18 protein-coding genes are annotated in these 23923 nt (G+C 71.1%); 8 read left to right on the forward strand and 10 right to left on the reverse strand.

Annotated features, from left to right (window positions below):
• Positions 1-109 precede the first annotated feature (109 nt).
• Entirely contained in the window at positions 110-1696 is a 1587-nt protein-coding gene (locus WAB15_RS05000; protein WP_407285464.1) for a hypothetical protein, read from the forward strand.
• Between the two features lie 91 nt (positions 1697-1787).
• On the opposite strand, the gene WAB15_RS05005 is transcribed toward WAB15_RS05000, so the two are convergent.
• Genes WAB15_RS05005 through WAB15_RS05015 form a run of 3 tightly spaced genes read right to left on the reverse strand, consistent with a single transcriptional unit; the run spans position 1788 to position 5681 of the window.
• Positions 1788-2507 (reverse strand): hypothetical protein, encoded by a 720-nt coding sequence (locus tag WAB15_RS05005; protein WP_399144588.1) that lies wholly within the window; start codon positions 2505-2507, stop codon positions 1788-1790.
• Positions 2508-2523: 16 nt separating this feature from the next.
• Positions 2524-3651: an NAD(P)/FAD-dependent oxidoreductase gene (locus WAB15_RS05010; RefSeq protein WP_399144587.1), complete on the reverse strand. Its 1128-nt coding sequence runs from the start codon at positions 3649-3651 to the stop codon at positions 2524-2526.
• Entirely contained in the window at positions 3648-5681 is a 2034-nt protein-coding gene (locus WAB15_RS05015) for a LodA/GoxA family CTQ-dependent oxidase (RefSeq protein WP_399144586.1), read from the reverse strand. Before WAB15_RS05015 ends, WAB15_RS05010 begins: the two co-directional genes overlap by 4 nt.
• A gap of 353 nt (positions 5682-6034) precedes the next feature.
• Between WAB15_RS05015 and WAB15_RS05020 the strand changes: the two genes are divergently transcribed.
• On the forward strand, positions 6035-7462 hold the full coding sequence (locus WAB15_RS05020) for an FAD-binding oxidoreductase (RefSeq protein WP_399144584.1): 1428 nt from the start codon (positions 6035-6037) through the stop codon (positions 7460-7462).
• 54 nt (positions 7463-7516) lie between these two features.
• On the opposite strand, the gene WAB15_RS05025 is transcribed toward WAB15_RS05020, so the two are convergent.
• The 5 genes from WAB15_RS05025 to WAB15_RS05045 form a co-directional block, all read right to left on the reverse strand.
• Entirely contained in the window at positions 7517-8623 is a 1107-nt protein-coding gene (locus tag WAB15_RS05025) for an LCP family protein (RefSeq protein ID WP_407285465.1), read from the reverse strand.
• 16 nt (positions 8624-8639) lie between these two features.
• Positions 8640-10766 carry a bifunctional polysaccharide deacetylase/glycosyltransferase family 2 protein gene (locus WAB15_RS05030; RefSeq protein ID WP_407285466.1) on the reverse strand — a complete coding sequence of 709 codons (2127 nt, stop codon included), beginning with the start codon at positions 10764-10766 and terminating at the stop codon, positions 8640-8642.
• A gap of 134 nt (positions 10767-10900) precedes the next feature.
• Positions 10901-11164 (reverse strand): hypothetical protein, encoded by a 264-nt coding sequence (locus tag WAB15_RS05035; RefSeq protein WP_407285467.1) that lies wholly within the window; start codon positions 11162-11164, stop codon positions 10901-10903.
• A gap of 406 nt (positions 11165-11570) precedes the next feature.
• A complete protein-coding gene (locus WAB15_RS05040) occupies positions 11571-13151 on the reverse strand; it encodes a GMC family oxidoreductase (RefSeq protein WP_407285468.1) in 1581 nt (526 codons plus the stop codon).
• A 115-nt stretch (positions 13152-13266) separates the two neighbouring features.
• Positions 13267-14478 carry a sulfotransferase domain-containing protein gene (locus tag WAB15_RS05045; protein ID WP_407285469.1) on the reverse strand — a complete coding sequence of 404 codons (1212 nt, stop codon included), beginning with the start codon at positions 14476-14478 and terminating at the stop codon, positions 13267-13269.
• 284 nt (positions 14479-14762) lie between these two features.
• Here WAB15_RS05045 and WAB15_RS05050 point away from each other — a divergent pair, with 284 nt between their 5' ends.
• The 4 genes from WAB15_RS05050 to WAB15_RS05065 all read left to right on the forward strand — a co-directional run bounded on the left by WAB15_RS05050 (position 14763) and on the right by WAB15_RS05065 (position 18413).
• Complete coding sequence (locus WAB15_RS05050) at positions 14763-15533, forward strand: class I SAM-dependent DNA methyltransferase (protein WP_407285470.1); 771 nt, start codon at positions 14763-14765, stop codon at positions 15531-15533.
• Positions 15534-15627: 94 nt separating this feature from the next.
• Positions 15628-16209 (forward strand): TetR/AcrR family transcriptional regulator, encoded by a 582-nt coding sequence (locus WAB15_RS05055; protein ID WP_399144579.1) that lies wholly within the window; start codon positions 15628-15630, stop codon positions 16207-16209.
• A gap of 146 nt (positions 16210-16355) precedes the next feature.
• The gene (locus WAB15_RS05060; RefSeq protein ID WP_407285471.1) at positions 16356-17600 is read left to right on the forward strand and encodes a PP2C family protein-serine/threonine phosphatase; all 1245 of its coding nucleotides are present in this window, start codon (positions 16356-16358) and stop codon (positions 17598-17600) included.
• Positions 17601-17759: 159 nt separating this feature from the next.
• On the forward strand, positions 17760-18413 hold the full coding sequence (locus WAB15_RS05065) for a DNA alkylation repair protein (protein WP_407289166.1): 654 nt from the start codon (positions 17760-17762) through the stop codon (positions 18411-18413).
• A gap of 6 nt (positions 18414-18419) precedes the next feature.
• Here the strand turns inward: WAB15_RS05065 and WAB15_RS05070 are convergent, their stop codons facing one another.
• Positions 18420-18929: a SixA phosphatase family protein gene (locus WAB15_RS05070; RefSeq protein WP_407289167.1), complete on the reverse strand. Its 510-nt coding sequence runs from the start codon at positions 18927-18929 to the stop codon at positions 18420-18422.
• A 422-nt stretch (positions 18930-19351) separates the two neighbouring features.
• Here WAB15_RS05070 and kdpB point away from each other — a divergent pair, with 422 nt between their 5' ends.
• Complete coding sequence (gene kdpB / locus WAB15_RS05075; RefSeq protein ID WP_407285472.1) at positions 19352-21535, forward strand: potassium-transporting ATPase subunit KdpB; 2184 nt, start codon at positions 19352-19354, stop codon at positions 21533-21535.
• Positions 21536-21835: 300 nt separating this feature from the next.
• Entirely contained in the window at positions 21836-23473 is a 1638-nt protein-coding gene (locus WAB15_RS05080; protein WP_407285473.1) for a cytochrome bc complex cytochrome b subunit, read from the forward strand.
• A gap of 56 nt (positions 23474-23529) precedes the next feature.
• Here the strand turns inward: WAB15_RS05080 and WAB15_RS05085 are convergent, their stop codons facing one another.
• Positions 23530-23922, reverse strand: coding sequence for a cytochrome c oxidase subunit 4 (locus WAB15_RS05085; protein WP_399144575.1), 393 nt, complete (start codon positions 23920-23922; stop codon positions 23530-23532).
• Position 23923 lies beyond the last annotated feature (1 nt).

The following is a 23923-nucleotide window of genomic DNA, read 5'->3' on the forward strand; positions in this document are numbered from 1 at the left end:
AGGCGGAGCGAGGCGGAGCGAGGCGGAGCGCAAGGGCCCGGGTGATCGGGTGTCGCGGCATCTGCACACTCAGGCGTGCCATGTATGCATCAAGTATAGAGTGCCCGGCATGTCTCTCGATCTTGGCCAGGGAACCGCCGCCGCCCTCGGGGGACGCGCCGCCTCCGGCCACGTCGGAGCGTCCCGTACGCGGGGCATGCTGGTCTGCGGGGTGCCCGCGCTGCTGGCGCTCGTACTGGGTCTGTGGGGACTGCGCCGCCAGGGCGCCATCTGGCGGGACGAGGCTGCCACCTGGGAGGTGGCGCAGCGGTCCCTACCCGAGATAGGGCACCTGGTCGGTCAGGTGGATGTCGTCCACTGCCTCTACTACCTGCTGATCCACACCGTGTTCGAGGTCTTCGGAGCGAGTCTGGCGGCGCTGCGGCTGCCGTCGGTGCTGGGCCTGGTCGTCGCCGTGGCGGCCACCGCGGCGACCGGCCGCCGGCTCGCCGGCCCCCTGGCCGGGCTCTCGGCCGGACTGGTGCTGGCCCTGCTGCCGGTGATGCAGCGCTACGCGCAGGAGGGGCGCTCCTTCGCCCTGGTGGCGGCAGGGGTGGCGGTGGCGACCTGGCTGCTGGTGGGCGCGGTGTACCCGGCGGAGCGCACGGCTGCCCGCGACGGCCGCCGGTGGTGGGACGCCTGGGGGTGGCGCTGGGGCGCCTACACGGCGGTCATGCTGGTCACCGCACTGCTCAACTGGCTCTCGCTGTTCGCGTGGGCGGCCCACGGGGTGACCGTCGTCCTCGCCCTGCGCCGCGGCCGACGCCCGCTGCTGGCACGGTGGTTGCCGACCGCGACGGTGATCGTGCCGGGGACGCTGCCGCTGATACTCGCCAGCCGTCCGCAGGCGGGGCAGGTGGCGTGGATACCGCCCGCGTCCGCGGCCAGTCTGCTGGGGGTGACCGCGATGCTGGTGGTCGGCCTGGTGTGCGCGCGAATACCGCGCCGCGCGCCGGAGCGGCCGTCGCCGGTCCCGGTGGGGCTGCCGCTGCTCGCCCTGCCGCAGCTGGGGTTGCTGCTGGCCTCCTTGCTCGTCGAGCCGCTCTATGTCGACCGCTATGTGCTCTTCTCGTACATCGGGCTGTCGCTGCTGGTCGGTCCCACCCTCGCCTGGGCGGTACGGGCGGTGCCGGCGTACGGCCGGGCGCGGGGCCGCAACTGGGGGCGGGCACGGAGCGAGACGCTGCTCGCCGGGGTCATGGCGGTCGTCTTCCTGGCGCTGCTGCCGCTGGAGCTGGGGCTGCGTACGTGGGCGAGCCGGACGGACGACGTACGGGTCGCCGCGCACGAGGTCGCGACGCTCGCTCGCCCGGGGGACGGTGTGGTGTTCCTGCCCGACCAGCGGCGGGACGCCGCGCTGGTCACGCCCGGCGCGTTCCGCGGACTCGACGATCTCGCGCTGGCCGAAAGCCCGGTCGCCTCCGGGACGTTGTACGGCATCGAGGCCGCCCCCGAACGCATACGGACCGCCATGCTCGCCCATCGGCGCATCGTCGTCGTCGGTGACGCCGACGACGAGAGCGACAGCGCCTCCTCCCCGGTGCCGCCCTCGCCACGCGACCTGGTCAAACGCGCCGTCCTCGCCCGGCACTTCACCCCCGTCGACGTCACCGAGACGGGCGGCCGCCGGGTGACGGTGTACGAGCGGACCCGGTAACCCCGGGCCCCAGGTGTGTTGTCCCGGCCGGCCCGGGCCGCGACCGGCGTCGCGACCCGGGCCAGGGGAGAGACTCAGAGCTGGGGTGCGGTCAGCTGTTGAGGCTGGTGTGGTTCCACCAGCCCTGGCGTCCGACGGTGAAGTCGACCGTCGCACCGGACCCGTTGAGCTTGCCCTGGTACTGCTGGCCCTTCTTCAGCGGGCTCTCGACCAGCTTGCCGTGGGCGTCCTTGATCGAGTCGATGACCAGGGTCGGGACCTTCTTCAGCGTCGCCGCGTCGATGGCGCCCATGGGGTGGATGGTGACGGCCTCGTCCCAGTTCGGGCGCTCCGCGAGCTGGTGGGCGAGGTGGATCTCGTCGCCCTCGCCGAACACCAGGTAGGTGAGGTACTCGGGGTAGGGCATGCCGCCCAGCTCGCGGAAGGAGAGCACGTCCTCCTTCTTGCAGTCCACCGTGGTCTCGGCCGTGGTCATCTGCTGGAAGTCGCGGCTGCCGTCCGGCTTCACCACCACCCGCTCCAGGTGGACCTTGAACTGCTTGCCGTTCTTCAGCTCCGGCAGCTCGAAGTGGTGCGGACAGCGCAGCGAGTAGAAGACCCGCTCGTCCTCGTGCTTGGCCCGGTCGTCGAGGTACATCTTCTTCAGCTCACCGCTGTCCTTGATGCTGAAGCTGAACACGGCCTGGTAGTTGTGGCCGGACTGCGGGTTGTACAGCGCCAGGTGGTAGAAGAAGAGCTTTTCCTTGCCCAGGATCAGGAAGCGGTGGATGTGCTCGTGTCCGGCGTGGTCGGAATCGGGGTGGCTGGTCATGGTGCGTTGTCGCCTTTCATCGGAGGGGGTTCGGTTGGGTGTCACGCTGGCGCCGGGCCCAGAAGGGCCGTTCGCTCCAGCGGGTCTCTTGGGCGTGCGCGGCACGGTGGCCGCGCTGGTAGGCGGTGCGGGCGGTGGTGACCTTCGCCGCGTAGTCGTCCAGTGCCGACCGGTCGCCGCGCAGCCGGGCGTCCACCGCCTCGCCCGCGCTCAGCCCGGTGTAGAGGGCGGTGAGGATGCCCTGTGAGCTGAGCGGGTCGAAGGCGACCGCCGCGTCGCCGGCCGCCGTCCAGCCGTCGCCGTGCACCCGGTCCAGATGCGCGCTGTGCGCGGGGGCTCGGCGGGGTGGCGGCAGCGGGCGCAGTCCGTGCGGACGGGCCCGGTGCGCTATGTGCCGGGTCGCCAGCAGCCGGTCGCGGAACCGCTCGGCGCCACCGGCGGCGCCGGGCAGGTCGGGGTCGGTGAAGTAGGCCACCAGACGCCGCCGGGAGGGCAGCAGTGCGGTGTACCACCAGCCGTCCTGGTCGGACTCGACCAGCGAACGGCCGTCGAGCGCGGTCCGCGGGGCCGGATCGAGGGTGAGGTGGAGGGCGGTCAGCCGGTCACCGCGGCGCCGCCGGGCGCCGGAGCGGACGGCGATCGCGGCGCCCCGTCCGGTGGCGTCCACCATCCAGCGGCAGCGGACCGTGCGCTCCCGGCTGCCGCCGGAGCGGTCGCACAGGGCCAGTCGCCAGGTGCCGTCCGGCTGCCGGGCGGGGCGCCGTACTGCGGTGTGCTCGGTGACCTCGGCGCCCGCCTCGCGGGCCGCGGCGCGCAGCCGCCGGTCGAAGAGCGGACGGTCGAGGTGCCAGCCGTGGCCGTAGGGGTCGTGGAGGGCGTCCACGGCGTGCAGTTCGGTGGAGCCCCAGGCGGACAGGTTGCCGTGGCAGGGCAGATGGCCGGTGCCCAGGACCGGCTGGTCGACGCCGAGGTCGGCCAGGACCAGCCGCCCCACGGACACCAGTGCCTCGCCCGTCTTGGGCGGGCCGGTGCCCGAGTCCGCCAGCAGGACCGTGCGCCCGGCCCGTACGAGGGCGAGCGCGGCCGCGCAGCCGGCCGGGCCACCACCCGCGACCACGACGTCGTAGGCGGGTGGGGGGCTCACTGCTGGGTGCCGTGGAGGGGATCGAGCTTCTCCAGGTATCCGGCGGCGATCGACTCCTCGTCCTGGCCGGTCGCGGCCATGACCTCCTGGACCGCCTGCTGGACGAGATCCGCTTCGACGTCCTCGGCCGGGATGCTGCCTCCCCAGGTGCCGGCCGCGGCGGCCAGTTGGGGTACACCCGCCTCGGGCACCTGGATGTTGATCAGGTTGGCGTGGTCGGGGACCGTGCCGAATCCGGGCTCCGACTCGACCTGGATGTACTTGGGGAACTTGCCGTCGCCCACGGTGTATTCATGGGGCTCGACGATGCCGAACATGTACCAGTCGTTGATCATCTGTCGGCGCTGCTTGTTGAAATCGGTGCCTGTCAGACCGCGCAGCCACACCGCCCGGTGCTCGAACGCCTTCTCCCTGGCGGTGTCGTCGCCGCCGCTCGGCTTGGTGTTGACGGTGGTGAAGTCCGACATCTTCAGTACGTGGTTGGGCATCTGGGCGGGCCAGAAGGTCGGCAGATAAGGGCTGTAACGGGGTCCCAGGTTGGCGAGTACCTCATAACCGGAACGGCAGCTGGCCGTGTCGCACTGCCAGGGAGCGGCCATCCAGCGGGTGAGGTCGCCCGGTCCCTGCGCGTGCAGCGGACCGTTCTTCCCCAGCATCTCCTGGAGCGCGAAGTGATCGCCGTAGTCGGGTTCCGGGCTGCCCTGCGCGCGGTGCAGGACGCGGAACGGCTCGGAGTACATGGTCTTGTGCCGCATCGGCCAGGTGACCTCGCAGCCCGGGTGGAAGGCGTCGGCGGCGCAGTTCTCCAGCGCGGCCCGGTCCAGCAGGCCCGGCCGTTCGGCGATGGGCGCCTGGTCCACGTCCGGGTAGCCCTTGCGGGGCGGGCCGGTGGTGAAGTGGCCCTCGGCCCAGAGCGCCAGCATCTTGTCCTGGGTGGGCGAGAGCTTGATGTGCTGCCGGACGGAGTTGGGCTTGCTGGACATGGCGTCGCCGTAGAGCCACGGCCAGGGCAGCGGGGACATCCCGTCCCGGGAGTAGTCGCGCATGTGGATGTAGATCTGGCGGCGCAGTTCGCGGCTGGTGTCGCCCGGGTCGGCGAGCCGCTTGCGCATCTCCGGGTCGCGGAAGTCGTGCGGGCCCTTCCAGCCGAACTGGGTGGCGAAGCCGTGGTTGACCCATTGCAGGTCGCAGAAGCGGGTCAGCAGCGGTTCGATGTCGTCCGGGTACGACGGCTTCGGCTCGACCGGCAGCGTCTGCTCGGTGACATACACGTCGTAGAGCACGTCGTAGAGGGTCCGGACGGTCTTCACGCCGGGTGCGTAGTGCGGCGGGGCGACCACGACCCAGGCCGGGGAGGCCGTCTTCGTGGCGCCGCCGATGGTGACCTCCGCCGTGACCGGGCCGTCGGAGACGTCGTCGTACCAGGTGTCGTTGTTGGCGACGCCGGTGATCGGCTTCTCCGGTTGGACCCACGAGGCCGAGGTGCCGACGCCGCCGACGACCAGCAGGCGGCCGTCGTCCTGGGTGGAGGCCGAGCCCAGGGAGACCGGCTTTTGCATGATCTTGCCGTCGAAGGCGGCGGTCTCGTGCGTGGAGGCGCGAATGGTCTTGCGGCCGGGGTCGGCCACGAGGCCCTTGCGCGCCGCTCCGGTGACAGTGGCGTTCCGTCGGCTCCGCTTGTCGGCCGTCAGGCTGCCTGCCTCGGGGATGTCGAGCGGGATGTGGAACTGGTACCAGGCGGCCTTCTTGTTGGCCAGATGCACCGACCACTTGATCTCGCTCACGTCCGGGTCGTCCAGGGTGAGTTCCCTGACGACCGTCCCCGCCTGGTTGTAGCCGTAGAGCCGGAAACGGGCCGCCTGCCGGATGATCCTGCCCGAGGCGTCCTTATAAGAGCCGGCCGCCAGCGGCGGTTCGTCCGGCGACTCGGGGCCGATGAAGGGCGGCTGGGTACTGTTGCCGACGCGGGCGATGCCGATGGCCGGGTGGATCTTCACCTGGACTATCTGCTGGTCCGTCGAGCTGTCCATCTAGGGGCCTTTCCTTGGGCGGACACGCATATCTCCCCGAAGGCCTCAAACGTAGGATCGCCCCAACCCGGGCTGCGCGGCGGAAGCGTCACAATGGGTGCACGGATTCACCCCTTCGAGTCGGCGTGTCCCGAAAGCCGCCCCCCTGAAGTCCCACGGAGCGTGATGACGGCGGCGTGACGACGCACTTCGACTCCACCCGCCCGACACGCGACAAGGGCGCCTCCTCCTCGACTGGAGGGGGTGATCACACCGTGTTAGCGTGAACATATCCGCATCGAACGGACGTGCGGATATCTGCGCTCGCCCGTTCTCCCCCGCTTTCCCCGAACCACCAGAGGGAGATGGTGACCATGGCGCGGAACCATCTGTTCCATGCGCCCCGGGCCGGCACCCAGGCCCGGAAAGCCGAGGAGTCCACCACCTGGACCGCGGCACGAACGGCCGCCGTCGCGGCCAACGTGGACTGGGCCGGCCTCCGCCAACGGATGCGCGGAGCGTTACTGCGGCCCGGAGACCCCGGATTCGAGGACGCCAGGAAGCTCTTCAATCCGCTCAACGACGACCGTGTGCCCGCCGCGGTGGCACAGTGCGAGTCGGTGTCCGATGTCCGCGAGGCGGTGCTGACGGCCGCCCACCGGGTTCCGCTGGCCGCCCGCAGTGGCGGGCACTCCTACGTCGGCTACTCGGCGCCGCGCGGCGGCCTCACCCTCGACCTGCGCCGGATGTCGGCCGTGAACGTCCGGGCGGACGGCACCGCGACCATCGGCGCCGGCGCCACACTGCGGGACGTCTACACCGCACTCGGCCAGGCGGGCCGCTGTATGCCCGGGGGCTCCTGCTTCACCGTCGGCATCGCCGGGGTGGCCCTGGGCGGCGGAATCGGCGTACTGCAGCGGAAGTTCGGCCTCACCTGCGACCACCTCGTGGGCGCCGAGATCGTCACCGCGGACGGCAGGTCCCTGACCGTGTCGGCCTCCCGGGCACCGGACCTGTTCTGGGCGCTGCGCGGGGGCGGCGGAGGCAACTTCGGGGTCGTCACCCAGTTCACCTTCCAGACCGACCCGGCTCCGGCGCTGACGATCTTCCGGCTCGCGTTCCCCGAGGACACGGTGCCGGCGGTGCTGACCGCATGGCAACCGTGGATCAAGGATGCGCCCCGCGAGCTGTGGGCGAACTGCAACATCTCGGGTGGGACCAAGCCGAGTTGCGCGGTGGCCGGCTGCTTCGTCGGCCCGAGCACCGCCTGCCATCCGCTGGTGGACGACCTGATCGCACGCTGCGGCGTCGTACCGACCAAGCGGGTCGAGGACCGCGACTACTTCAAGGCCATGCGCTTCTTCGCCGGCAAGCCCGACCGGGAGTCCTTCGTCGCCTCCTCACGGGTCCTCAGCGCGCCCGCCGCCAATCCGGGAGCCGTGGTCGGCCTGCTCACCGGCCGTGCGGGCATGAATCTGATCCTCGACCCGCTCGGTGGTGCGGTGGCCGACGTGGGCGTCCAGCAGACCGCCTTCCCGCACCGTAAAGCCTTCGCCACGGCGCAGATCTATGCGGGCGCGACGGCGGCGTCCGAAGCCGAAGTGACGCGCAGCGTCGGCGAGGTCGTGGCCAAACTCGCTTCCCTGGGCATGGGGGGCGGTTATGTGAACTACATCGACCCGGCGCTGCCCGACTGGCCGGCGGCCTACTACGGACCGAACCTGGATCGTCTGCGCTCCATCGCCCGCGACTACGACCCGGACGAGGTCTTCGGCTTCCCCCAGGCACTGACCCGGGCGTGAGCGCACGCCGCGCGGGAGCGGACCGGCCGGTGGTCGCCGGCCGGTCCGTCGCCCTCAGCGGGTCGTCCCGTCCTTCAGGCTCACCGGCCGGTCGTCGTTCAGCTCGCCGAAGAGCCGTCCCGCCCGTGTCCGGTCCCAGAGCACGGCGCTGCCCTTGGAGGTGGGGATGCCTACGGCGGACACGGGGACGTTGACCTGCTTGCCCTGACCGGCCGTGACCCCGCGGACGGCCTGGAACAGCGAGGCGAGGTCCAGCAAACCGGTGTTCCGGTCGACGACGACGGTGTCCAACCCCGCGTCCAGCGCGGGGAAGACGGCGAACGGGTTGAGCACGGTCCCCGGCCTCCCGGCCCGATGGGCGAGGGCGGACAGGAACTTCTGCTGGTTGCGGGTACGCCCCAGATCGCCCTGGGCCTCCTGATGGCGCTGGCGGACGAAGGCGAGCGCCGCGGTGCCGTCGAGGGTCTGGCAGCCCTTCCGCAGGTCGGCGCCGGACTTCTCGTCCTTCAGGTCCCGCTCCAGGCACATCGGGACGCCGCCGACCGCGTTGACGAGGTTCACAAAACCCGCGAAGCCCACCTCCACGTAGTGGTCGATCGTCAGGCCGGTGTTGTGCTCGATGGTGCGCACCAGCATCTTGGGGCCGCCGAGCGCGAACGCCGCGTTGAGCTTGTTCTTCGCGGGGGCGTGGCGCTTGCCGGTCATGGGGCTGGTCCAGGCCGGGATGGTCAGCCACGAGTCGCGGGGCAGGCTCACCATCGTGGTGCCGCCCGCTCCGGTGTGCAGCAGGATCATCGAGTCCGTGCGGCGGCCGCCGGCCGATCCGGTGTGCAGATCCCGCTTCTCCCGGTCGGTCAGCCCGCTGCGGCTGTCGGAGCCGACGAGGAGGTAGTTGGTGCCCTTTCCGGTGTCCTGACGCTGTTCCGGTGCGCCGAGGTCGACCTGGCTGTCGAGCTTGCCGCCGGCCCAGGCCAGGGCGCCGGCGGGGATGGCCAGGAGCGTCACGAGCAGCGCGATGGCCATCCGCAGCAGGGGCCGCCGGCGCCGGGAGCGGTGGGACCGGGGCCGTGGGGGCGGCGCTCCGGGCTCGTGGTGATACGGGCCGCCGCCACCGTCGTCGGATATGCCGCTGCCGGCCCGGCGGCCTGACGAGTCGCTCATTTCTCACTCTCCTCGGTCACTTCGGCGACACGGTGCTCAGATGCGGCACGGGCTCCGAGAGCAGGTGCTGGTTGGCGGTGCCGGTACGGTGCATGCGGTGCCACTTGAGCCGGGTGCCGAGCAGCGCGGTGACCACGGACTGGATGACCACGAGGTACAGCAACTGCCGGTAGAAGAACAGCTGGAGCGGTAGCGCCCACAGCACACGGAGCGGTTCGCGGTCCAGGTGCAACGCGTACGCCGCGGTGATCAGCTGGACGACGAGGAAGCCGAGCCAGACCCCGATCGCCTGCCCGGTGTCGCCGAAGCACAGCCCGTACAGGGCGAAGACGTCGACGACCGGCGCGAACAGCGGCAGGACGATCTGGAACAGGGCGAGATAGGTGAGCCCGCGACGGCCGAAGCGCCCGGCCGGGCCGACCTCCAGCACGGCGTGGCGATGCTTCCACATCGACTGCAGGGTGCCGTAGCACCAGCGGTAGCGCTGCCGCCACAACTGGCTGAAGGTACTGGGCACTTCGGTCCAGGCGATGGCCGTCTCCTCGTAGACCACGCGCCGGCCCACCCGCCACAGGGCCATGGTGAGGTCGGTGTCCTCGGCGAGGGTGTCGTCGCTGATCCCGCCGATGGCGCGCAGCGCGTCCCGGCGGAAGGCGCCGATGGCGCCGGGCACGGTCGGCATGCATTCGAGCACCTCGAACATCCGCCGGTCCAGGTTGAACCCGAGGACGTATTCGAGGTGTTGCCATCGGCCGAGCAGGCTGCGCCGGTTGCCCACCTTGGTGTTGCCGCTGACCGCCCCGATCGTCGGGTCGGCGAGCGGCTGGATGAGCCGGTGGAGGGCGTCCGGTTCGAAGACCGTATCCGCGTCGATCATCACGATGATGTCGCAACGCGCGTAGCCCAAGCCCGTGCTGAGCGCCCCGGGCTTACCGGAGTTGGGCTGCTGCACCACCGTCAGCCGGGGGTCGACGATACTCCGGGCGATCTCCGCGGTCCGGTCCGTCGACCCGTCGTCGATGACGATGATCTGCAGGTCCCGGTGCGTGGACGCCAGCAGCGAGCGCACCGTGGCCTCGATGCCCGCTTCCTCGTTGTGCGCGGGGACCAGCACCGTCACCGGATCGGTCACCGCGCGCAGCCAGGGCGCACCCGACCGGTGCCGGCGCCGGCGCCGTACGTGCACACGGGCGAGGAAGGCGAGCAGCAGCAGCCGGAGCACTCCCAGCCCGCCCGCGATCCCCAGCGCCCAGGTCATCGAGCGCGCGAAGGAGTGCCCGATGGACTGGATCCAGATCAGCGCCTCTCCCTGCACGCGCTCGGGCAGGGAGGCCCTGGTGGTGAGCGAGGGCCGTCCGAGCCCGCGCGTGACGGTGGTGAACCGCCCCACTTCCGGGTCGGCCAGCAGCTGCTTGGCTTCCTGGTACCCCAGGGCGGTGTGGCTGAACTGCCGCACCACGCCCAGCGGGGGCTTGCGGGAGCGGTGCGTGGCGGCGACGAGCAGGTACCCCTGGTCGGTGGCGCGCCGCGCGGCCGTCCACTCCGCACCGCACATCGTGTCGGCGGTGGTGGTGTGCGGCATCCGCAGCAGCCGGGTGTTGACGTCCGCGGCGCCCGCCAGCGCGGTCTGGGTGAGCGAGAGCTCCAGTTGGGAGCGGAGCCCGGAGGCACTTCCCAAGTCGCCGCCGGTGTAGGTGTACGAGCCGATCTCATGGCCCTCGTCGCGGATGCGCCGCACCAGTTCCGGGTGGCGGGCCGCCTGGGTTCCGTAGAGGAAGAACGTCGCATGCGCGTGCTGGGCGCGCAGCAGGTCGAGCAGCCGAGGTGTCCACACCGGGTCGGGCCCGCCGTCGAAGGTGAGCGCGGCGGTCCGGTGCGCCATCTGCGCGGTCTCGGCGGCGGTGCCGGTGACGCGCAGGACGGGGGCTCCGTTGTCCGCGGACTTCGGTATGGGGCTGGTGCACGCGCGCCTGGTGCGTGCGCCGTCGACCTCGTGGGTGGTCCAGCCTTCGAAGAGCAGTGACGTAGCGACTATGGGGAGGATCAGCACCAGTAGTAACCAGTGCCAGCGTGGGGAGTGGCGCAGCGCGTGCCGCGCCTGCCCTGACAACGCCACAATGGGCCCTTTCCGTCGAGGAGACATGCCACGTGCGAGGCGTGCGTCCGCGCCGGCTCGCCGGAGCGGCGAGCACGGATGGGGGGCGCGGACGGACACGCCTCGGGTGGGACCGGTCGGGCTTCACACCCAGCGGGTGGCGCGCGCCGGTCCGGCGTTTCTCACGGAGCGGGTCTGGTCTCGACGGGGGCTCGGGATATGTGGTGGCCGACGGGTACCGCCGGCCCGGAGGTGTGATGGCCGACGGGTACCGTCGGTCCGGAGGTGCGGTCGGGAGCCGAAGGACGGGCGTCGTCCGGGACGCCGGGCTCGTGGTGGGCGGTCTGCTCCGGTAGCGGTCCTGCCTTTCCCGGCGCCGGCTTGGCGTCCGGTTGCTGGAGGCCGCCGAACACGACGGCGAGGAGCACGAGATATCCGGTGCACATGCACCCTGCGGTCAGCGCTGCATGTCCCAGCAGGCGTCGACGCCTGCCTGACGTGTCGACAAATACCGGACGATTGCGCTGTTTACCGGGGCGAATGCTGTGGGGGGTAGCGGTTCGCATGGAGCGTGAGTGTAACCAGATACCGCGAATGAGAATAGGAAAGGGCAGCTCCGCGCACGCATTAACGGGCCCTAACAGAGGGATTTGTACTGTGAAGTAACTCACGACGCCGGGCGATAACGTCGGGCGATAGCGCGACTAATTGAACTGCTTACCAAGGGCTGGCCCGTAATCCCTGGCGGGGCGGCCCTTGGGCAGGCCTTGTTCGGATTGGTCCGGCTGGCCGGTAACGGGCCACTCCGAGGCGGCTTGTGCACACGGAGAAGCCTCTTCGGCGCCGGGAAGGTCAGGCCGGAGCCGGGAGGTCGCGCAGCATGTCCGCCGCCTTCTCGGCGATCATGATGGTGGGGGCATTGGTGTTGCCCCGTACGACGGTCGGCATCACGGAGGCGTCCACCACCCGCAGTCCGCGCACACCGTGCACCCGGAGCCGGCTGTCGACGACCGGACCGATGGCGCAGGTGCCCGCCGGGTGGTACAGGGTCTGCAGCTCGCGCCGCGCGAAGTCCAGCAGCCCGTCGTCGGTCAGCGACTCGGGGACCCGGAAGTCGGCCCTGCGGTGCTTGCGCAGGCTCGGCTGGTCGGCGATGTCCAACAGCATCCGCACGGCCCGTACCATCGTCGCGCGATCGTCCTCGGTGGCCAGGTAGTTGTGCAGAATGTGCGGTTGGGCGCTGGGCAGCGCCGACCGCAGCGAGACCTTGCCCCGGCTGGTGGGGGTGAGCAGGACCGCGCCGAACATGAAGGCGTGGTCGAAGACCGGGCCGAGGCCCTCGTCGTGGAACATCACCGGAGCGGCGTGCACCTGGATGTCGGGGGCGTCGAGTTCTTCACGGGTCCGGTGGAATCCCCCGGCCTCGCCGACGTTGGAGGTGAGCGGGCCGCGGCGTTCGGCCTCCAGGAGGCGGACGTTGTCCGGTGACGCGGCGGTCAGCAGGGTCTCGGTGTCGGTCAGGTACGAGAGGCCGACGTGCGGGTGGTCCTGGAGGTTCTCCCCCACCGGGAGGTCCACCCGAGGTGTGATGCCGTGCGCCGCCAGTTCGTCGGCCACGCCGATGCCGGACAGCATCAGCAGCTGTGGGGAGTTGTACGCACCGGCGCAGAGCACCACCTCCCGTCCGGCGCGCAACTGCAGTTGCTCGCCGCCACGGTCCAGCTCGACACCGCCGGCCCGGTCGCCGTCGAACAGCACCCGCGTGCAGGTCGCGCCGGTGAGCACCTCCAAGTTGGGCCGGGTCAGGGCGGGTCGCAGATAGGCGTCCGCGGTGCTGCAGCGCATACCCTCGCGCTGGGTGAGGTGGTAGTAGCCGACGCCGTCCTGTTCGGGGCCGTTGAAGTCGGCGGTGTACGGGTGGCCGGCCTCCTGGGCGGCGGCCACGTAGGCGGCCATCAAGGGATGCCGGGAGCGGCCCTCGCTGACCGTGAGCGGTCCCCCGGTCCCGTGCCAGGGCGATCTGCGCCCCTGGAAGTCCTCGGCGCGCAGGAAGTACGGCAGGACGTCGTCCCAGCCCCACTCCTCGGCGCCGGCGGCGCCCCAGCCGTCGTAGTCGTGCCGGTGGCCGCGGATGTAGATCATCGCGTTCATCGACGACGAACCGCCGAGCATCCGGCCCCGGGGCAGGAAGGTGCGGCGGCCGCCCAGCCCCGGTTCGCGCTCGCCGAGATAACTCCAGTCGTACTTCGTGCGGAACAACTTGTTGAAGGCGGCGGGAACATGGATCTCCGGCGCGTCGTCCACCGGCCCGGCCTCGACGAGCAGCACCCGGACGTCCCGGTCCTCGGTGAGCCGGGACGCCAGCACGCACCCGGCCGAGCCTGCACCCACGATGATGTAGTCGTACACCCGTCCCCCTTGTGCGGCCTGCATACGGACCCCTCCAGCCAAGCCGTATCGGCACCCCCGCTCACACCGGGAAACCGGCCATTGTCGATGTCACGTCCGGGCGCGGGCGGGCGGCCACCCTCCGACGGGGTGTGGGTCGTCAGCGCGCACGAGGCGCACGCCAGTGGTCCGCCGCCAGGGCGGCCTCCTGCCACGGCAGGACCAGACGGCGACGCACCAGACCGTTCACATGGCCGGTCTGCTCGCGGGTGAGGTGGTCGCGAAAGCCCCCGACGACGCCGTGGCGGGTTCTGAAGGACTCCGGGTCGCCGGGCACCGCCGGCCGCAGCCGCTCCGCGCCCGGCGCGTCGGCGCGTTCCATGGTGCGCGGGGAGGCGAAGTCCCCGAAGTCCGCCGCCGTGCGCAGCGCCTCCGCGCCGGCCGGCGGCAGCCCGCAGAAGCGCAGCACGCGGGCGAGCTCGCCGGCGGTGTCGGCGGCCAGCCGCTCGTACGAGGTGCGCAGGAACGCCGCCGGCACGTCCTGGCGGGCGTGCCAGATGTTCCAGAACGTCAGGCAGGTTCGCACGCTGCCCTCCGGCTCGGTCAGGAACGTGCCGAGCCCGCCGGAGTAGGGATTGTCCTTCCGGCGGGACCGCTGGAAGTAGCAGGAGACGACGGTGTCCCGGACATCGCGGAGGACGAGGACGACCTTCCGGTCGCGGTAGAAGCTCTTGTCCCAGGACAGCTGTTCCGGGGTCCGCCGGCCGACCCGGTCGTCGTGCCGGAAGACGATGCGCGGAACGGCGGAATCGACCGCGCTGAATTCCGTGAGTTCCAGATCGCGGCAGATTTCCATCGGCAGCCCGCGGGCCTCGGAAATCGCCTTGGCCATCAGGACACGCAGCCAGGTCCGGCCGCACTTGGGGAACGAAATGACATGGACGTCGCCGTCCGCTTCACCCGTTCCCGCGGTGGTCCGCGGTGCGGCAGAAGGAGCGGAAACAGCGGAAAAAGGGGACATCACAGCGTTGCATTGTGATCGCCGCCGGCGACCATGGCAATGAATCCGGAAAATCCGCCGGTGGCACGGAGAGCACAAAGAGCGCACGGGGCGCACGGATAAGCGCACACCCCGCCCGGCACGCGAGGGAACCGGACAAGTATCCGTGCCGTGCGCCGGGTCGGCCGTGGCGCAATTGACGATGCCCGGCACCGATCGGATATCGCACATACGCCGCACCGTCTCGGCAAGGAACTCCGCCGACCTCGCCCACCGGCAATTCCCGGTACACCTCCGCAGCGTGACGCACCACGCGGATGCCGGCCCCTCGCCGGTGACCGGATTCCGGTTGCGCGGCCCGGCAGACCACATGGCCGACCGGCGCCGGGGTAACTGGTGGGCTGACCGCCGGCGACCCGCCGAACAATCCGTCACGGGCCGCACACGCCCAAAGTGAGGTCCGGAATGGGGCACGAGGAGATCGAGCACTCCGGTGCGGTGCCGCGCCTCGGGCACGCGCCAACTCCGGGTACGGGGAACGCCTTTGGGCTCGCTCGGACGAGGTGTGGTGTCGGCCGAAGCCGCGTTCCTCCACCACCGCCCCGCACCCGGCCGCCGTCCGCGCCGACCACCGCCCCTTCGTACCGGAGGACACCATGCCACCAGCACTCCCCCAGGACGTGCCGCCCGAGGCCGCGTACGCCCGGCATATCGCCGACCGGTACGACGACTGGTTCGCGGCGGCCGGCGCCACGGACGCCACCGTCGGCTTCCTGGTCTCGCTCGCCGCGGAAGCCCCGCCCGGCCCCCTGCTCGAACTCGGCATCGGCGCCGGCCGTGTCGCCCTGCCCCTCGCCCGGCACGGCCTGGCCGTACACGGCGTCGACAGCTCCCCGCAGCTGGTCGCGCAGCTGCGCGCCGAGCCCGGTGGCCGCGATATCCCGGTGACCATCGGCGACTTCGCCGCCCCGCCCACCGCGGACGAGTCCGGCGGATACGCCATCGTCTACGTCGCCAACGGAACGTTCGGCGAACTGACCACACAGGCCGGCCAGCTCGCCTGCTTCGCCAACGCCGCACGACGCCTGCGGCCGGGCGGCCTCTTCGTCCTGGACGCCCATCTGCCGGAGGCCCTGGCGACGGTGCCGTCCGGGACGCGGCCCGTGGACACCTCCGGCCTGGACTTCGTGCTGCGCACCCGCACCGTGCACCCGGCCCAGCAGCGCTATGTCTCCGACTACGTGGTCCTCGACGACGACCGGCTGCGCCATGTGCGGATCACCTTCCGCTACGCCTCCCCCGGCGAACTGGACCTGATGGCCGCGGCCGCCGGACTGCGGCTGCGGCACCGCGCCGGCGGGTGGTCCGGCGCACGCCTGAAGGACACCAGCAGCTACCACGTCTCCGTGTACGAGCGGCCCGTATGAAGCCGCCGCGGGCTTCCCGCGACCCGCAGCGCAGTCGCCGGTGTAACGGCTAAACTTTCGCATCAGGTCAACCGTGCCGGGTAGGGTGGGCGGCATGACCGAGACGACGGGGCGCCGCGAGCGCAAGAAGGCCCGAACGCGCCAGGCCCTGGCGGACGCCGCCCTGCGACTCTTCCTGGAGCACGGTTACGACAACGTCGGCGTCCGGGACGTGGCGGAAGCGGCGGACGTGTCGGTGACCACCCTGTTCAAGCACTTCCCCGGCAAGGAGGCGCTCGTCTTCGACCAGGACGAGGACCATGAGGCCGCCCTGGTCGCCGCCGTACGCGACCGGGCCCCGGGCCGACCCGTCCTGCACGCCCTGCGCGACCATGTGGCGCGCACCCGCCTGTCCCTCGCCGACGGCGCCCCGGACGCGGCCGCCTTCATCCGGCTGGTGAACGCGACCCCCGCACTCCAGGAGTACGTCGACCGCATGTGGCTGCGGCACGAGACCGCCCTGGCCGCCGCCATCGCCGAGGCGACCGGGGCCCCCGAAGGCGATATCGGCGCCGCGGCGCTGGCCCACTTCGTCATGGAGAGCCCGCGCCTGGTCCGCGGGCACGACGACCCCCGGCGCGCCCTGCACGAGGTGTTCACCCTGCTGGAACAGGGCTGGGGAGACGGCTCGCCCTGAGGCGCCCCGCGGCGCGGCCCGGTCGGCCGGTCGCGCCGGCCGAAAGGGCGCCGGCCACGGCCGTCCCGGCGAGCGCGGGTACCCGGCGCCTCATAGATTGGTCGGGTGAGCGGGTCCGTGGGCTGCGGGAAGACAGGCGGGCGCGCGTGAGGAGACCGGATCTCGATCACGCGGCGCTGTTCGCCGCGACACCGAGCGCATGCCTCGTCCTCGATCCGGAGCTGATGATCGTGGACGTCAACCGGGCGTACCTCCGGGCGACCGACCGCACCCGGGACGAGCTGATCGGGCAGTACGTCTTCGACGCCTTCCCGGACAACCCCGCCGACCCCGAGGCCGCGGGCGTACAGGAGCTGACCGACTCGCTGCGCCAGGTGCTGGTCTCCCGGGAGCCGGACCCCATGGCCGTCCAGCGGTACGACATCGCCGTCCGCGACCGGCCGGGGGTGTTCGAGGAGCGGTGGTGGTCGACGATCAACACCCCGGTCCTGGGGCCGGACGGCACGGTGGCGTGGATCATCCACCGGGTGGAGGACGTGACCGCGTTCGTCCACTCCCGCCGGGCCCGGCAGATGCCCGGTGGTCAGTTGAGCGAACGCGAGGAGGCGATGGAAGCCGAGCTGTACGTCCGGGCGCGCGAGCTGCAACGGCTCAACGAGGAACTCCGCCGGGCGCACGCCCGCGAACGCCAGGTCGCCCTCACCCTGCAGGAGGCCATGCTCCACTCCCCGGACCTCGCCCGGCACCACGACATCGCGGTGCGCTACCTCCCCGCCATCGGCTCACTGAACGTCTGCGGCGACTGGTACGACATCATCGACCTCCCGGAGAACGGATTCGCCGTCGCGGTCGGCGATGTCGTCGGGCACGGCCTGGAGGCCGCCGCCGTCATGGGCATGCTCCGCAGCGCCCTCAGCGCCGCCGCCCGCTCCGTGCACGATCCCGCACGGGCGCTGACGGTGCTGGGCCTGTACGCCCGCTCCATCGAGAACGCCCTGGCCACGACCGCGGTCCAGGCGCTGGTCGACACCGCCGACCACCGGATCGTCTACAGCAGCGCCGGTCACCCGCCGCCCGTCCTGCTGCACCCCGACGGCAGCCACGACATCCTCGACGGGGCCACCGACCCGCCTCTGGGCGCCCGCCCCGAACTCGTACTCCGCCCCCAGGCCCAGCTGTCCTACACCCCCGGCGACTCCCTCGTCCTCTACACCGACGGGCTCATCGAACGCCGCGACGAGGACATCGACGCCAGCCTGGCCCGCCTCACCGACGCCCTCGCCCCCTGCAGCAGACTCAGCCCGGAACGCCTCGCCGACGCCCTGCTGGCCCGCCTCGGCGTCAGCGCCGGCGCACGCGACGACATCGCCCTCGTCATCGTGCGCCTCTGAGACCTGCGCCTCCAAGAAGTCGTCCGAAGCGGTCATGGCAGCCGAACCGGCCTGCACGGTAGCCGGCCGGGTTCCGTCATAGGCTGAATCTCCGCACGTGAGGGACGGGAGGCCGAGGTGGCCGAGACGACGCAGACCCAGGCGACGGTCGCCGAGGTGATGGCCGAGCTGGCCGCGCTGGAGGATCCCAAGGTAAGCAAGGTGAACGAGAGGCACGGTGACGATCACGGTGTGAACCTCGGCAAGCTGCGCGCGCTCGCGAAGCGGCTGAAGACGCAAGCGGAACTCGCGCGCCGGCTCTGGGCCACGGACGACAGCGCGGCGCGACTGCTGGCGCTCCTGATCTGCCGCCCGAAGGCGTTCGAGCGTGACGAGTTGGACGCCATGGTGCGCGAGGCGCGCACACCCAAGGTGCACGACTGGCTCGTGAACTACGTGGTGAAGAAGAACCCGCACGCCGAAGGGCTGCGCCGGGCCTGGTCCGCCGATCCGGATCCCGTGGTCGCCGGTGCCGGCTGGGCGCTGACCGCCGAGCGCGTGGCGAAGAAGCCCGCGGGCCTCGACCTCACGGGCCTGCTCGACGTCATCGAGGCGGAGCTGAAGGACGCCCCGGATCGCCTGCAGTGGGCGATGAACCACTGCCTGGCCCAGATCGGGATCGAGCACGCCGAGCACCGCGCCCGTGCGATCGACATCGGTGAGCGCCTGGAGGTGCTCAAGGACTACCCGACCTCCCCGGGCTGCACCTCTCCGTTCGCGCCCGTCTGGATCACCGAGATGGTGCGCCGCCAGGGCGGTACGACGGTGGCCTGATCGGCATCAGCGCGACCCGCGCGCCACCGCCACATCTGTGAGCAGCGCCGTGCTCGGCGCGGCCGCCGGCCAGGCGCCCTGCTGGGTGAGGACGGCGATCGCGCAGGTCGGGAACTTCTCCCGGGTTCGTTCGAGGGCGTCGCCGAGCGCCTCCGCGGCGAGCAGCAGGACCAGGTCCTGGACTCCGGGACTGTGGCCGACCAGCAGCAAGGTGCGCACGCTGTCCGGGGTTTCGCGGACGACGGCGAGCAGCTCGTCGGCGGTCGCGCCGTAGAGCCGGGGGTCGTGACGGACCGTGGGCGACGTGTCGAACTGGGCGGTGGCCAGTTCCCAGGTCTGCCGGGTGCGTTCGGCGGTGGAGCAGACGACCAGGTCCGGGACGCAGTCGGCGGCCCGCAGCCAGCGGCCCGCGGCGGGGGCGTCGCGCCGTCCGCGCTTCGCCAGCGGCCGCTCCTGGTCCTCCACGTCCGGCGGCCAGGCGGACTTGGCATGTCGCAGGACGACCAGTCGGCGCAGTTCCGCCACGGGGGCCTCCTCACAGGGTCCTCGCCCGGCCAGACGGCGTGCTGACGGCACCCCACACGGTCGGCGGTCGATTTCGACGATACCGCGCGCGAAGTGGAGAACGGCCGAGCACCGCACGCCGCCTCCCGCGTGGCGAACGTCGTGGCAGCACCCGCGCAGGACGGGCCGGGGAAGCGACCGGGCGTCAAGGTCGCGTCAGGCCGGGCCGGGTCTTTCGCGCCGGGCCGTAAGAGAGCCGCAAATTCCCTACGGGGCAGGGCTTGTGGCGCCCGGCGTCACCCTAGGTTCGATCTCGGCCGACGGATGCGCGAAGCGGCCTCGCTCCGCCCACCGGCCCGCCGTCCTCGGCCACCGTCCCCCGGCCGTCCGGCCGCCCGCCCAGGCAGGAGGCCGCGCTCCCAGAAAGTCTTCCCATGGCTCCCGCCCCACCCCACGCCCCGACCACGCCGACCTCCTCGGCCGACGGGACGGCCTCCCTCCCCCCGCACGGCGCCCCGGCGCGGGGCGGCCGCCGGCGGCGACGGCGGCAGCCGGGTGGACTCTTCGACCCCAAGGTGCTGCTGACGGCCCTGCCCGAGGCGCTGCGCAAGATGCACCCGCGGGCGCTGGCCACCAACCCCGTCCTGTTCGTGGTGGCCTGCGGCTCCGGCCTGACCACACTCTCCGCGCTGATCAACCCGTCCGTCTTCACCTGGGTCATCAGCGGCTGGCTCTGGCTGACCGTCCTCTTCGCGCATCTCGCCGAGGCGGTCGCCGAGGGCCGCGGCAGGGCGCAGGCCGCGTCGCTGCGCAAGGCGCGTACGGACATCTCCGCCCGGCGGCTGCGGGACAACTGGCGGGTCGGCATCGACCTGCGGGGCGCCGTGACCGAACCGGTCGCCGCCGCCGACCTCCAACCCTTCGACTTCGTAGTGGTCGAGGCGGGCGAGGTGATCCCGGCGGACGGCGAGGTGGTCGACGGTGTGGCCGCGGTCGACGAATCGGCGGTCACCGGCGAATCGGCCCCGGTCATCCGCGAGTCCGGAGGCGACCGTTCCGGCGTCACCGGCGGCACCACCGTGCTGTCCGACCGGCTGGTCGTCCGCGTCACCTCCCGCCCCGGGCAGTCCTTCCTGGACCGGATGATCGCCCTGGTCGAGGGCGCGACCCGGCAGCGCACCCCGAACGAGATCGCGCTGCACATCCTGCTCGCCGCGCTCACCATCGTCTTCGTCCTCGTCGTCGTCACGGTGCAGCCGATGGCCTCCTACGCCGGCGCCGCCCAGCAGACCGCGGTGCTCGTCGCACTGCTCGTCACCCTGATCCCGACGACGATCGGTGCGCTGCTCACCGCGATCGGCATCGCCGGTATGGACCGGCTCGTCCAGCGCAACGTCCTGGCCATGTCAGGCCGCGCGGTCGAGGCCGCCGGCGACATCAACACCCTCCTGCTCGACAAGACCGGCACCATCACCCTCGGCAACCGCGAGGCGGTCGCCTTCGTCCCGCTGCCCGGCATCGACGAACTCCGGCTCGCGGACACGGCCCAGCTCTCCTCGCTCGCCGACGAGACGCCCGAGGGCCGCTCCGTCGTCGTCCTCGCGAAGGAGAGGTACGAGCTGCGGGCGCCCGCCGAGGGGGAGCTGCAACACGCCGCGTACGTCGACTTCAGTGCGCAGACCCGGATGAGCGGCGTCGATCTGCGCTGGGCCGACGGGTCCGGTTGCCGGATCCGCAAGGGCGCGGCGGCTCAGGTCGTCGAGTGGGTGACCGGTCTCGGCGGCCAAGTGCCGTCCGAGGCACGGATGTTCACCGACGCGATCGCGGCGTCCGGCGGCACTCCGCTGGTGGTCGCGGTGCACGACCGGTACGGGGCACGGGTGCTCGGCGTCATCCACCTCAAGGACATCGTCAAGGACGGCATCCGCGAACGCTTCGCCGAGCTGCGCCGGATGGGCATCCGGACGGTCATGATCACGGGTGACAACCCGCTCACGGCCAGGGCCATCGCCCAGGAGGCGGGCGTCGACGACTACCTCGCCGAGGCCACCCCCGAGGACAAGCTCGCCCTGATCGCCCAGGAACAGGAGGGCGGCAAGCTGGTCGCGATGACCGGCGACGGTACCAACGACGCGCCCGCGCTGGCCCAGGCGGACGTCGGTGTGGCCATGAACACCGGGACCTCGGCCGCCAAGGAGGCCGGGAACATGGTGGACCTGGACTCCAACCCGACCAAGCTCATCGAGATCGTCGAGATCGGCAAGCAGCTGCTGATCACCCGCGGTGCGCTGACCACGTTCTCGATCACCAACGACGTCGCCAAGTACTTCGCGATCATCCCCGCGATGTTCGCCGGCGCCTACCCGGGCCTGTCGGCCCTGAACATCATGGGCCTGCACAGCCCGACCTCCGCCATCACCTCCGCGATCATCTTCAACGCGCTCATCATCGTCGCCCTGATCCCCCTCGCCCTGCGCGGCGTCCGCTACACCCCCGCCTCCGCTCACGACCTGCTGCGCCGCAACCTCACCCGCTACGGACTCGGCGGCCTGATCGCCCCGTTCGTCGGCATCAAACTCATCGACCTGCTGATCTCCCAGATCCCCGGGCTCGGCTGAGCCGCGTCGCAGGCACCGGCGTTCGCCCGTCCCGCTCCGTCCGCCTCCCGCCCCGTCCGCTACCGGCGTACGGGGCGGCCGGCGGCCGGCGGTCTTGCCAGGATGACGAGGCGGAGCAGCCCCCCGCGGCAGACCGACCACCCGAAGGGGAGGAACGCACTGATGAGGAACGATCCGCCTGCCGACGACTGGCGGTCGGTCCTGCCGTGCTCCCCGTGCAATTCTCAGTACATTACGGACTAGCACCATCCGGTGGAAGGGAACACGTAGCGGCCAGTCGACGCGTGAGGAGCGCGGTGCATGGTTTTCCGGAAGCGCACGGAACGGCTCGGGCGCAGGCTGCAAGGCGCGGCTGAGAAAGGCTTCCGCCGCCTCGACGAGCGGCTGCCGGCGGCATCGGCGGGGAAACTCCTGCGCAAGGCGTTTCCGGACCACTGGGCCTTTCTGCTCGGCGAGCTGGCGCTCTACAGCCTTTTGGTGCTGGTGCTCACCGGCGTCTTCCTGGCGTTCTTCTTCGACCCGAGCATGGCCGAGATCACCTACCACGGCTCCTACCGCCCCTTGCACGGCACGCGGATGACCCAGGCGTACGCCTCCACCCTCCACATCAGCTTCGACGTGCGCGGCGGACTGCTCCTCCGCCAGGTGCACCACTGGGCGGCCCTCACGTTCCTGGCCAGCATCGGCGTGCATATGCTGCGGATCTTCTTCACCGGCGCCTTCCGCCGGCCCCGCGAGGGCAACTGGCTGATCGGCGTGACGCTCTTTCTCCTGGCCCTGCTGGAGGGATTCTGCGGATATTCCCTGCCGGACGATCTGCTCTCCGGCACCGGCCTGCGTACCGCGGACACCATCATCGGCTCCATTCCCGTCGTAGGAACCTATCTCTCCTTCTTCTCCTTCGGCGGCGAGTTCCCCGGCAACGACATCATTCCGCGCCTGTACACCCTTCACATTCTCCTCGTACCCGGCCTCCTCATCGGGCTCGTGACGGTCCATCTCATTCTCGTGGTGTATCTCAAACACACACAGTGGCGCGGTCCGGGGAGAACCAACACGAATGTGATCGGCCAGCCCATGTTCCCGCTGTGGCTCACGAAGTCCACCGGACTCCTCCTCATCCTGTCGGCAGTCTTCGCCGTCCTCGGGGCGGTCGGCCAGATCAACCCGGTCTGGGACTACGGCCCCTTCCAGGCGGACCAGGTGTCCACCAACGCACAGCCCGACTGGTACGTGGGATTCCTCGAAGGCGCGCTGCGGTTGATGCCTCCCTGGGAGACCAACCTGTGGGGGCACACCGTCATGTGGAACGTCTTCATCCCCGCGGTGGCTCTGCCCGGCGTGCTCTTCGGTGTGCTGTACGCCTACCCCTTCTTCGAGCGGTGGGTGACCGCCGACCGCGGTGAACTGCATGTGTGCGACCGCCCCCGCGAGCAGCACACCCGTACCGCTCTCGGGGTCGCCGCGATCTGCTTCTACGCGGTGCTCCAACTGGCCGGCGGGAACGACGTCATCGCCTTCGTGTTCGGCCTGTCGATCAATGCCCTGACATGGGTGCTGCGCGCGGCGGTGGTGGTCGTTCCGCTGCTCGGGTTTCTGGTGACCAAGTGGCTGTGTCTGGCACTGCAGCACCGCGATCGGGAGCGACTGGCCGAGGGCGAGGAGACCGGGCAGGTGCACCAGTCCGTCTACGGCGGCCTCTACGAGGAGCACCGGCCGCTGCCCGCCGCGCAGCGCTACTCGGCCCTCGCACGGCAGGCACCGCGGGCCCTGGAGGCGCCACCCGCGGAAGTCGCCGAAACCCTTCCCCGGCGGCAACGGCTGCGCCTCGCGCTGAGCCGCTGGTACTACCGCGACCAGGTCGCCCTGCCGCCCGTACGGCAGCAGAAGCAGCAGGCCGCGGCGGTCCCCGGCGGGCCGGGAGCCGACGGCTCGTAGCGTCGGGCTTCGCGGTTCCCGTAAAGGCGGCAGGTCGAGCAGGTTCTGAAGGAGCGTCAGGGTTCGCGGTCGCCGTATTCGAAGATGAAACCGAAGACGCCGCCGGCCAGAAGACCCAGGCCGATCAGGAACAGCCACACCCCGTAGACCACGCCCAGCGCGGCCACGGTGTATCCGACGGCGGTCATCACGGGGCAGATGCTGCGCGGCGGGAAGAAGTCCACCGGGCCGGACCGCTGCTGGATTTCGGCGTCCTTGTGGTCCTCGGGGCGGGAGCCGTGCTTGCGCTGCTGCACGTAGAGGAAGAGGAACACCAGGGCACTCATGAGGAAGGACACCGTGAGCGCGGTCGAGCCGGCCGGTTCGGCGTCCGACCACCAGGTATAGCCGATCGCCGTCACGAAGAAGAACAAGGTGACGCCGGCGAAGAGACACGTTTCGATCTTCATC

The organism is Streptomyces sirii, from assembly GCF_045690365.1.
GTDB lineage: Bacteria > Actinomycetota > Actinomycetes > Streptomycetales > Streptomycetaceae > Streptomyces > Streptomyces sirii.